Here is an 8,034-nt window from a genome sequence, read left to right on the forward strand (position 1 = left end):
GCATCGTCATCGCTGGCAACATCGCTGTAACCGGTGGCTGCATAGTCGCCCTCAACCAGCGCACCAGAGCCGCACAGAATGCCGCGATGGATTGCGCCAGCGCCGAGCGAAGCCTGTTGTGGCGCTTCAGTGGTTGGGATGAATCGCGCACCAAGCAACTCGAACACCATGCCGCTCTTGTACTCTGCGGAGCCATAGGCACCACGGAACAGCAGCTTGAAGTCCGAATCCTTGAACAGGCCGAGCAGTTGCTTGTCATCCAGATACAGGTTGTAGTTGCCGTCAATGTCGGGAACGTTGTTGCTGCGCAGATCCGCTACACCAGACAGGATGGTTTGCATGGTCAGCGTATCGCCAGAAACCAGAGCGGCAGTAGTTGCGCGATCAGCCGGACGATGAACAACAGGAGCAACGGAGGAAACAACGGCATTCCCAGCGGTGCCGTCAGCAACAGTGACGTTCGTGCTGAAGGTCAAGGTGCCGCTGATGCCATCGGGCGCAGTTGATACATTGGTGCCGTCTGCAGTTGCGCCAGTCAGCGTGTAGGTGTTAGCCCCAACAACAACGGTCATGGTGTAGGTTGCTGATACCGGAACCAGTACGCCATTTGAGAACACATGGCGGAAACCGCGAATGTCATCAACGGCGATGGTTGCGGCGGCAACACCCAAAGTAGCAGTCACGCGAGTGTTGCCGCCGAGGTAGGAGCCGTAGAGCGTATTGCGGGCAATCCGATCAAGTGACTGCATGGCTTGAATACCATTCACCTGGGCGTTCTTCATGAACTGGCTGGCAATACCGACCTTGCTGGTGACCATGTTCAGGTCTTGGGTGTCGTTGTATTGATTCAGCGACATCACATACTGTTCAACGGTCCAGCCAGTAGGCGTCATGCCATTGTCGAGGTTGGTGTTGTTCGACGGATTTGACGGAGTGGTGACCGGCGCTTTCAATCCAGTGCGGGTTTTGGTCAGTGATTCACCGATACCGATTGAAAACTCTTCGCGGTCGGCAATAGCTCGGAAGCCAAGGCGTGAACGGAGGCCGTCTTGGAACGCGCGCTCCAAAAAGCCTTGCTGAATGATTGGCACCAAAGCTGCCGGAAAATTTTGAATACCCATAACGGAGTCCTCGTACAGTAAGAATTGTGGTCAATTCCTGCTGGGCGTCTGGCCCCGATCAGGTTGTGGACGCGGTTTAACGCAGTCCGATTTCTTTTTTCTTCGCGGCCCACTCTTTGTCATCCATTTCAGTGGCCTTTTTAGGCTGCTGCTCGGATGGTTTTGGAGTTGGGGTGGTAGTGGTTGAAGTAGCGGCCTTAAACAGATAGGGCTTGCTTTCCTTCAGAGCGGTCAGCATTTCATCAGCACCAACCACTTCGCCGTCATCTGACAGCTTCACATTCGACAGGTCGGCCAATTTCAGGCCGTCCAGATCAATCATTCCGGCCTTGATGGCTGATGCCTTCAGTTCAGCGCGGATAACTCGCTCATTGGCGCGTGAATAAGCTTCGGCGGTCTTTGCCTCTGCCTCGGTGCGCACGCGATCAGCCTCTTCCTTGGCGGCTTTTGACGCGGTTTCCATTTCCTGTACCTTCAAGCGCCATCCCTTGTTTTCCGCGCGGAGTTCCTGCACATACTCACGAGAAAATGTTTCTGCGCCTGGCTGCTGCGAGGCCGGTGCTGGTGATGTATTCCCGCCGCCGCCATCTCCTTCGCCGTTTGCATGAATAAAACTTGAGAATCGTATCTTTCTGAGTTTTGGCATCAGGCCTTCCTCTTGACGTAAAAAAACCCGCATCAGCGGGTGGTTTGGTTAAATGCTTTCGGTAATCTTTTCTTGTGTGTTTGCAGGCGGAACCGGTGGATTCTTTGCCTCATCCTTCTCAATGAGATTCAGTTCATCGGCAGGGTCTTCAATGTCGTGGTCAGCCGCAATGATCTTGACGCCCGTTTTCTGAGAAAGAAGGCTTGCATCCTTGAGCGTCTTGATTGTGTTCGCGTTCGTCTGCTTGTCGGTAGCCGTCGGTGGGTACCATGCTGGCCAGCGTAGAGCCAGTCCATCGCCCTTTAATTCTTCGACCTTTGACCCGTCTCGATGCTTGAGCTGCATTTTTGCAGATGCCTTGATGATCATCGAAAGCAAATCTTTGATCGCGCCCTCGCCGTAACTGATCCGCAGTCGGTCAGCCAGCCAAATTAGCGCCTGATTCATCAATTCCATTGCACGACCTGACTGCGCTGCGCTGATCTTGTCGGCATTCGTGCGATTTCCGTGCGCTGTTTCCAGAGCCAATTCACGCAGCACGCGAACGTAGGAAATAACCGCCTCGACCGCGCTGCCATCGATTTCGAGCATCTTGGCGTCGCCATTTGGCCCGACTGTTATCGCGTTGCTTGCGCCTCGGATGAGTTCACCTGTTTGAGTGCGCGCTGGCTCTTTGATCAGTAGCGTCGGGTCACTTGAATACTTCAGGCCACGGCCAGCTTGCGAGAGCTGGTAATCAATCTCGATACCGGTGTCGATTACTTCAGGCGGGAATGTTGGCGCGCCGTCCACATCATCGCCGCCCGGGAGATTCTTTACCCAGACGATAGGCACAAACCCAAGGTCATGGTCAGTGGTAAATTCAGGATCTGGCTGGGGAGTGGTTTTCTCGCCCTTGACCTTGATTGGGACGTACCGAATCTCCTGCGTTTCCGTGAAGTCACGCTGAAACCAGAAAAACTCGTTCATCTCCGATTCGATCATCGGATAACCGGCGTCTGCCAAGTCCGATCCCTTGACCTTGTATTTTTCCGTCACCTTTTCGAGCGTATCTGGAGCGGTGGCTTTCCACGTTGGCGTCAGATAGATCGTTTTGATCGGTGATACGAAGATGCGCCCTTCGAGGATGCGCAGCCATATCGCCACACTGCCTACACTGCCTTTTGTAGCCGCATCGATCATCACCTCGTTGAGGCCAATATCTCGGACAATCCGACTCAGCTCATCGCGCGTGGTGTTGTCAGTTGCTTCTATGCCAGGGAAATGCCCCTCACTGAACAGTAAAGACACGGAATCATCGACAACCAGGCGGCACAATCCATAACGAACAGACGGGCGACGCTTGCGAATCGGCACATACTCTCCCGCCTCGTTTTCTTCTGTATCGAACGGATATTCGAGGTTGTCGTACAGCGCGCCCTCAATCACCCGCGTGAGCATGGACAGGCGGAACGTGCGCGCCGGAAAGTCCTTGTCATTGGTGAATGTAGATTGAAGCGTCTTGTACACGTCTTAGCGCCTCATGTGCGGTATATGAACTGATTGCATTGATTCGGGCTTAACAATCGGCCAATGCCACGCGAGGACGTACCCGAGGGCATCATTCGCGTGATCTTTGCCGTCCTTCTTGTCAGGCTGGCCGTTGTCGTCATAAATCTGCTGCTCAAGGCATTCCGTGACGGTAGGCGCACGGAGCGTGTTCACTGTCAGCGTGCAATGGCCTTCGCCGTCTTGAATCAGGCGATTCACAGCCATCACACGCTCTTTAACGAGCGGATTTGCTGGATTAACACGAACTTCAAAACCGGCGCTCTTGAGAATCGATATATCCGACTCACTGGCATTCACGGTCTTGTTGCTGTTGCCGGACGCATCTGGGTAGATGAATATCCGATGGCCGGGGTATTTCTCCTTGATCGTCTTGACGACTTCGGGTGTATCCCTGATCTTCGTCAATTCGCCAACCACAATTGGCTTACCCTGGCGAATCACGCAAACAGCAGACGTGCAGTTGTACACGTTGAAGTCCTGCCCGATGTGCAGGTCTTCGCCCGGCAGCTCTGATTCGAACGTGTTGTGCTTTGCCCGATCAAAGTCGGGATAAACCGCGCCTGAATTCAGGTTGACGAATTGCCCGTTGATGTAGGCATTAATCAGGTTTGCCGGATATGACCGCTTGAGCGAGTCGATGTACCCGGCTGGCAGGTTTCTTTCGTTGCTGTACGTCGATGCGCGAATCAGCCGATAGCCTTCCGCTGGTTCTTTGTGCCATCTGTCGTAGACGTACTTGAAGCCCTCGGGCGTCGTTGCTACGCCCACGGTGTTTATCGTCTTATCCGGTTTTTTTTGCCGGTTACGCGCAAGGATTTGACGCCAGACATGCTCGGCATCATCGCGTTTGAGCGTGTCAAGTTCATCGACAATCGAATCGGCGACTTCGTAGCCCACAATCCGCTCTGGATTGTCCATCGTGCGGAATATGATCTGGCCTTTTCCAGCAATCGAGATGACGTGCTCTGATTTGTTCAGAACATGCTTGATCTTCGCCAGAGTCAGTAGTCCGGTGAATCTCGGATAACCGATCATCCGCACCAGATCATACGTCGGCAGGTAGTACGCCACATCCTGCTTGGGATAGGCAAACTTGAGACGTAATGCTCTGCGAATGCCTGCATCTGTCTTGCCAGAGCCGAATCCGCCGACGAAAGCCGGGAACTGCTCGCGCGCATTTACAAAATCATGCTGCGGAACACTGACGCGAGATACGAGCCTATGCTTCATAGGGAAGCGTCTCGAAGCCTTCAACGTCACCATTGCCGCCGTCACCTGAATCAAGCAGCTTGCGCGTCTTCTCAAGGCTTTCGATGCGTGCTGTTATGCGGTCGATGATCGCGTTGTAATCGCGAACCTTTGATTTGCGAGAAGATCTGGCCACATATTCGCCCGCGCCTTCGTTCTCGACCATCTCGTCAAGCTCGGGCTCACCATTGGCTTTGAACTCAGCCTCAAGCGCCCGAGCCAACCGAATGCGCATCAGGCGCAATTCATGGTCAACCTCACCAAGCGTTAAGCCGGAGTATTGTCCGCGCTCTTCTTGGGTCAGATGCTTTTGGTAAATGCCGTGGGTTGCGGCATTGTTCGCGGTGTTTGGCTTATCTGGGCCAGTGCTCTTGCCGCCGTGCATCCGGCATCTGCCGTTCGCCATTGGCCGCGATTTGCACTTGCCACCACTTCGAGTCTTGGCCCCACAAATTTTGGCCATCTGGGCCTCCATTGCATGGGGTTTGTTTTGCAAAAACGCAAAAGCCCCGCAATCGCAGGGCTAGTTAATAAATTCACGTCAAATAACGTGCCAATCCAATTTCGCGCTGATGCAAAAATACAACGCAAATATTAAACAAAGTACTTGCGTTACTAATAACGCTTTGCTATTCTTAACACATGGAAAGCAAACGTGCTGACCAGCAACGAACCGGAGAGATATCATGAGTACAAAGCAACTGACCATGCGTTCAAAAATCACAGTGCGCTGGACAACTAACCCTGGTGATATGGGTTATGACGGCAATCCATCTGATTGGGAGTCCGCGCCCGGAAAAACAATGTCACTTCGCCGCGCGGCTGGCTTCAGTTATGAGCTGAGTCAGTTGGTCGGGCAGGGGACCTTTAAGCGCATCCAATACTCAAACGCTGGTCGTATCGTTTCGCTGGATGAAATCAAAGAAGTCATCGCAGCCCAAGAATACGCTTTATACCGCAGAAATCACTAACCCGGCTCGGTGGGGCAACAAAGGAAAAATCATGAAAATCACAGCAAAAATCAACGGCACTGAAATTACAATCGACCTGCGTGTCGGCGAAGATAAAACCAACTACGCGGCCATCAAGCGTGCTTGTATTGATACCGGAAAGACGTTTAAGGAATCGGAGATTTTTATCCCAAACTTTCCAGAAAAAGGCCGGAGCCTTATCAAGAACGCCGGATTCATGAGCCTGTCTGCAAATGGATAATCTTGAAAAACGCCGCGCTCAGAACGTAGCGCGACAGGCTCGGCACAAAGAAAGACTGGCTGCTCAAGGAATCAAGCAGCTTGTCATTCTCGCGCCTGTCGATTTGCACGAGAAGATCAAAAAAGCTGCGTCGGAAATAATAGAAAATCACGCGAGGTGATCCGTCAGTCAATTCGAACCGACGATAGCAGAATCATACCCCTTAAAATGGGGATTCCAAGGAAGGCTAAGTTCCTATTGGTTATTTTCTTTTTCATCTGCACAAAGGGCGATTGCAACAGCCCTGATCGTTTTCTCTTTTACCTTCGCCAGAGCGCCAACTGAGCATCCAGCATCCCGCGCCATAATCATCCGCTTGATTGCCGGTGGCGTGTCTTTATCGAACCATCGGATATACAGCGCCTTGATAACCGCTGCGTGTTTTTTGGATATGACGTGGTTAATCACGCGATCCATGTGCCGATGCTCAAAGGGGACAAATATCGTTTCCGATGATTGGTCGATAAACGCCGTCCCAAAGCTCGGCTTGTCCCATTTGTCGCACGGTGAATTTCCATACCCGAACGGATATTGGGTGCGCGCCCACTTCGCCCAGGCCTCTATCTCCGCGTCAATCTTCTTTGTCATTGCAGACATACTTGCCACTCCATAGAAAATCGATTGCCATCAGGTACAGGTTAAGCGAGCACTCGCCGCGCTCAAGGTTTCGGATATGGCGCTCACTGGTGAATAACTCATCAGCCAAATCCGCTTGTGTCATTGAGTGAATGCCATCCGGTTTGATCGACTGGCGTTTTTTCTTAATTTCCAATCCCGCCATCCGTGGGGTTTTACGCATGTTTCCGATTCCGCGCTTCAGGATAGTGAGCATCGATCTGCTCCTGTGTGATGTACCGACGACCATGCAGCGCATACACCGGCCCCTGCTCGCACGTCATCAGGTCGTTCTCGTCGTAATACACCCGATGCACGCCTTGAGCTTTCAGATCACGCTCTGCCCTGCGGAATTGACGATCCTCTTGCGAGTTCGATTCGCCGTTGCTCGTCAGGCGCTTGATTCGCACCAGTTCCATGCCTTCGATGAAGATGCTGTCGGTCATGCCAAAACCCCCACTTTCCCCAAATTAACCAACTCGATCAGTGTTAAAACGATTGCTCGATCCATCATTGCCCTGCGTTCCTCTCGTGATAGGTTTTTGCCGTTGTCGATTTCGTGGTGATGCTCTTGGCATAGCGCGGCGGTTGCGCAGTCGTGAGCCTTCATGCCGATGCCTTTGCCGTGTTGGTTTGAGTGCGCCGCCTGGGTGCCATATGCACCGCAGAGAACACAGCATTCTATGGAGCGAACGGCGGCCAGCCATTTGGGGTTGCGGTAGGTTGGTTGGCGTTGCATCAAGTCCCTCATTGCGCCGCCCTCATCGCTTCGCCACGCGTCCGAAAGCGGCCCATTGCCTTGGCGTATATGTCATCTGGGCATGGCAAGCGCACCCCGATATTCCTGGCGACCTGCTCGAGTTCGTTGAGGTATTGCGTGAAGTGGTCAACCGACAGATCGGCGGTGCTGACTGCCTTTTCGAATGCAGCCCAGTCGTTTGGATAAAGCTCGGACAATTCGAACAGTCTGGGTGCGTGGGGATAGTCCTCCGGATAGCAGCACATCAGTGGCAGCAATCGGCTTTTCTTCATCAGCGAATGCATTCCGTCCTTGCCGTCGCCGGTATAACTGCCCATGGTTTCGAGCCACATCCACATCAGCGCGTTTTGTGCATTTGAGCGCGTGATGGTCTTGGGCTTGGGCTTTTGTCGACTCACGGTGATATACAGCGGAACCGATACATCCGCGTTGCGCACTTCTTGCGCGAAAGCATCGCGCTCCCGTGGGTTTGTGATTGTGTGGAGGCCGTTCATACAAAATCATCCCCATCAATCCGCCGCTGGATGATGTGCTTCAGGTTTTCGGCCATTCCGAGTTGTAAAAGAAGATCACCCGACCCGGTGTAGTGGTTTCCGTGATCGCCATTCGCCAGCGTATAAACGGCGGTTAATTCGATCAACTCGCCGCTTTTTGCCATTTCCAGCATCCGCTCAAGTCGGTCAATGGCCTGCTGGTTTGTGATTACGGAAGGCGTAGTTAATTTGATTGGGCCGCGAGCAGTCATTTGTTCTCGACCCGATCAAGGCAAACAAGCCGATAAAAACCAAACTCGCCACCAACCGCTTCACTCATGCTGTCTGGGGCGTGAAATTGCATTGCGT

14 protein-coding genes are annotated in these 8,034 nt (G+C 52.9%); 3 read left to right on the top strand and 11 right to left on the bottom strand.

Annotation, left to right across the window (positions count from 1 at the left end; genetic code table 11):
• The 5 genes from M7R55_RS11485 to M7R55_RS11505 form a co-directional block, all read right to left on the bottom strand.
• Positions 1 to 1,121 (bottom strand): hypothetical protein (locus tag M7R55_RS11485; RefSeq protein WP_298220691.1); only part of this gene is annotated, 1,121 nt, incomplete at its 3' end.
• A gap of 76 nt (positions 1,122 to 1,197) precedes the next feature.
• Positions 1,198 to 1,767: a phage scaffolding protein gene (locus tag M7R55_RS11490; protein ID WP_298220693.1), complete on the bottom strand. Its 570-nt coding sequence runs from the start codon at positions 1,765 to 1,767 to the stop codon at positions 1,198 to 1,200.
• 48 nt (positions 1,768 to 1,815) lie between these two features.
• Positions 1,816 to 3,276, bottom strand: coding sequence for a phage portal protein (locus tag M7R55_RS11495; protein WP_298220695.1), 1,461 nt, complete (start codon positions 3,274 to 3,276; stop codon positions 1,816 to 1,818).
• 3 nt (positions 3,277 to 3,279) lie between these two features.
• A complete protein-coding gene (locus M7R55_RS11500) occupies positions 3,280 to 4,548 on the bottom strand; it encodes a phage terminase large subunit (RefSeq protein WP_298220697.1) in 1,269 nt (422 codons plus the stop codon).
• Positions 4,538 to 5,029: an HGGxSTG domain-containing protein gene (locus M7R55_RS11505; protein ID WP_298220699.1), complete on the bottom strand. Its 492-nt coding sequence runs from the start codon at positions 5,027 to 5,029 to the stop codon at positions 4,538 to 4,540. Before M7R55_RS11505 ends, M7R55_RS11500 begins: the two co-directional genes overlap by 11 nt.
• Before the next feature lie 223 nt (positions 5,030 to 5,252).
• Here M7R55_RS11505 and M7R55_RS11510 point away from each other — a divergent pair, with 223 nt between their 5' ends.
• Genes M7R55_RS11510 through M7R55_RS11520 form a run of 3 tightly spaced genes read left to right on the top strand, consistent with a single transcriptional unit; the run spans position 5,253 to position 5,938 of the window.
• Positions 5,253 to 5,537, top strand: coding sequence for a hypothetical protein (locus M7R55_RS11510; protein ID WP_298220701.1), 285 nt, complete (start codon positions 5,253 to 5,255; stop codon positions 5,535 to 5,537).
• Between the two features lie 31 nt (positions 5,538 to 5,568).
• Positions 5,569 to 5,778, top strand: coding sequence for a hypothetical protein (locus M7R55_RS11515; protein WP_298220702.1), 210 nt, complete (start codon positions 5,569 to 5,571; stop codon positions 5,776 to 5,778).
• Complete coding sequence (locus tag M7R55_RS11520; RefSeq protein WP_298220704.1) at positions 5,771 to 5,938, top strand: hypothetical protein; 168 nt, start codon at positions 5,771 to 5,773, stop codon at positions 5,936 to 5,938. The genes M7R55_RS11515 and M7R55_RS11520 overlap by 8 nt, the downstream gene beginning before the upstream one ends.
• Before the next feature lie 74 nt (positions 5,939 to 6,012).
• Here the strand turns inward: M7R55_RS11520 and M7R55_RS11525 are convergent, their stop codons facing one another.
• From M7R55_RS11525 to M7R55_RS11550, 6 genes are read right to left on the bottom strand one after another with little or no spacing between them, the layout of a single operon-like run.
• On the bottom strand, positions 6,013 to 6,414 hold the full coding sequence (locus tag M7R55_RS11525) for a hypothetical protein (RefSeq protein WP_298220705.1): 402 nt from the start codon (positions 6,412 to 6,414) through the stop codon (positions 6,013 to 6,015).
• Positions 6,389 to 6,616 (bottom strand): hypothetical protein, encoded by a 228-nt coding sequence (locus M7R55_RS11530; protein ID WP_298220706.1) that lies wholly within the window; start codon positions 6,614 to 6,616, stop codon positions 6,389 to 6,391. Before M7R55_RS11530 ends, M7R55_RS11525 begins: the two co-directional genes overlap by 26 nt.
• Positions 6,609 to 6,878, bottom strand: a complete 270-nt coding sequence (locus M7R55_RS11535) for a hypothetical protein (protein ID WP_298220708.1) — start codon at positions 6,876 to 6,878, stop codon at positions 6,609 to 6,611. Before M7R55_RS11535 ends, M7R55_RS11530 begins: the two co-directional genes overlap by 8 nt.
• Positions 6,875 to 7,171 carry a hypothetical protein gene (locus M7R55_RS11540; protein WP_298220710.1) on the bottom strand — a complete coding sequence of 99 codons (297 nt, stop codon included), beginning with the start codon at positions 7,169 to 7,171 and terminating at the stop codon, positions 6,875 to 6,877. Before M7R55_RS11540 ends, M7R55_RS11535 begins: the two co-directional genes overlap by 4 nt.
• An 8-nt stretch (positions 7,172 to 7,179) precedes the next feature.
• Positions 7,180 to 7,686 (bottom strand): hypothetical protein, encoded by a 507-nt coding sequence (locus tag M7R55_RS11545; protein ID WP_298220711.1) that lies wholly within the window; start codon positions 7,684 to 7,686, stop codon positions 7,180 to 7,182.
• A complete protein-coding gene (locus tag M7R55_RS11550; protein ID WP_298220713.1) occupies positions 7,683 to 7,937 on the bottom strand; it encodes a hypothetical protein in 255 nt (84 codons plus the stop codon). Before M7R55_RS11550 ends, M7R55_RS11545 begins: the two co-directional genes overlap by 4 nt.
• Between the last annotated feature and the right edge of the window lie 97 nt (positions 7,938 to 8,034).

It is taken from the genome of Halothiobacillus sp. (assembly GCF_027346185.1).
In the GTDB taxonomy this organism is placed as follows: domain Bacteria; phylum Pseudomonadota; class Gammaproteobacteria; order Halothiobacillales; family Halothiobacillaceae; genus Halothiobacillus.